Source organism: Alteromonas sp. 5E99-2 (genome assembly GCF_017368475.1).
Taxonomy (GTDB): domain Bacteria; phylum Pseudomonadota; class Gammaproteobacteria; order Enterobacterales; family Alteromonadaceae; genus Alteromonas_F.
Genome location: NZ_JAFNJE010000107.1, coordinates 1 through 315, shown reverse-complemented (window position 1 = coordinate 315; position 315 = coordinate 1). Strand labels below are relative to the sequence as shown.

The window sequence follows — 315 nt, the reverse complement described above, 5'->3', positions numbered from 1 at the left end:
TGCGGAGCCTGCCAAAGTACTGCCTCAAAAACAACTGATTGTGGGAGGTGAAGGCATAAGTGAATCGCTACTTAATACACTTCACCAATACTCACCGAGCTTGGGGGTACTGAATCACTATGGTCCAACAGAAAGTACCGTGGGGGTATTTACTCACCCGCTTATTAACCAAGCAGGTATGCATGCTATTCAATTAGGTTTACCGTTAGCCAATACCCAAGCGTATGTGTTAGGCGCTGACTTACAGCCAGTACCGAAAGGTGTTGTAGGTGAATTATACCTAGGTGGTGAAGGCTTAGCGCAAGGCTACTTGCA

At 46.7% G+C, this 315-nt stretch carries 1 protein-coding gene; it reads left to right on the top strand.

Annotation, left to right across the window (positions count from 1 at the left end):
• The coding region (locus tag J3L16_RS16100) for an AMP-binding protein (RefSeq protein WP_207614075.1) at positions 1-315 on the top strand (315 nt) is incomplete at both ends.